This is a genomic window from Streptomyces sp. NPDC086554, assembly GCF_040686095.1.
Taxonomy (GTDB): Bacteria; Actinomycetota; Actinomycetes; order Streptomycetales; family Streptomycetaceae; genus Streptomyces.
On the sequence record NZ_JBFBJK010000065.1, the window covers coordinates 1 to 1,217 of the forward strand.

At 67.0% G+C, this 1,217-nt stretch carries 2 protein-coding genes; both read right to left on the reverse strand.

Annotated elements, in window-relative coordinates; translation table 11 throughout:
• Positions 1–11 precede the first annotated feature (11 nt).
• Positions 12–539 carry a transposase gene (locus AB0O76_RS43890; protein WP_365503580.1) on the reverse strand — a complete coding sequence of 176 codons (528 nt, stop codon included), beginning with the start codon at positions 537–539 and terminating at the stop codon, positions 12–14.
• Entirely contained in the window at positions 536–1,138 is a 603-nt protein-coding gene (locus AB0O76_RS43895; protein ID WP_365503583.1) for a helix-turn-helix domain-containing protein, read from the reverse strand. The genes AB0O76_RS43890 and AB0O76_RS43895 overlap by 4 nt, the downstream gene beginning before the upstream one ends.
• Between the last annotated feature and the right edge of the window lie 79 nt (positions 1,139–1,217).

Below are 1,217 nucleotides of genomic sequence, written 5' to 3' on the forward strand. Positions count from 1 at the left end.
TGCTGCGTTCCTCAAAGGATGTACATGTAGCGACGCCTGCGTGTGCGGGTGGGAGGGGGCGGACGGCCCCAAATCCACGGCTGTGCCTGGGCATTGAGCTGGGCGGTGGCCAGCTTGGTGGCATAGGCGATGTCGCGTGGATTGCAGAAGGAGCGACCCGCGAGCGCGGTCTTGCGAAACAGGCGCCACCAGCCCTCTTGGAGGTTGAGCCAACAGGCGCCGACCGGGATGAACGCGTGATGGATCCGTGGGTGGTCCTCCAGCCACGTGCGCGTGGAGACACTGCGGTGTGCGGACAGGTTGTCGGTGACGATCCAGATCTCGCCCGTGGGGTTGGCCTGCTCCACCTTCCGCAGAAACTGCTGGTAGCAGACGCTGCTGCGGGACGGTGCGGTCATCGTGACCTCGTGGCCGTCACGGATCCGCAGTCCACCGAAGACCCAGGTCTTCTCCGGGCCGCGGCTGTAGTCGAGCTCGGCCTTGATGCGGCGTCCGTCGGGTGACCAGGCCGATGCCGGAGGGAAGGTGCGCGGGATCACCGGCCCAAGTTCGTCCGCACAGATGATCGTCGCTCCGGGCGGCGGGTTGGTGTACAGGCGGATGATCCGCGTCCTTTTGGGACGAAATCCGGGTCCGATGAACGCGTCCATGAACGGGGACGACGCCATCGCACGCCCTCGGCCAGCAAAATGCGCCGGACCTGGGAACGGCAGACCTGAATGCCCTCGGCCTGGGCAGCGGCAGCCAGCGTGGACAAGGTCCATTCCGCAGGCCCCAGCTCATCCGGTGCCCACAGTTCGTCAACGGGCTCCCAGCGCAGCCGGCCCGGAGGCAGCGTCTTCACCAGGGCGATGATCCGGGACCGTTCCTGCTCGGTGATCCGACGCTTACGGCCCTGCCCGCCCAAGTCCTCCAACCCGGAAACGCCACGGGAGTTGAAGCGGTGCAGCCATCGCCGCACCGTCTTCTCCCCGCACCCCAGCTCCGCCGCGATCACCGGCACCCGCTGCCCCGACCAGCTCAGTTGCACCATCCGGGCCCGGACCGCCAGATCACGCGGAGCCTTCCGAGCCCGCACCAGCCGATCCACGATCTTCTGCTCTTCCACATTGCGGCTCGGCCGCGCCCACAAGACCATCGCTCAGCACCCGCCCCGAGCATCCGAATCTGCCCCGCTACCAGCACATATACCCGCCCAAACAGGAACGCAGCACTAG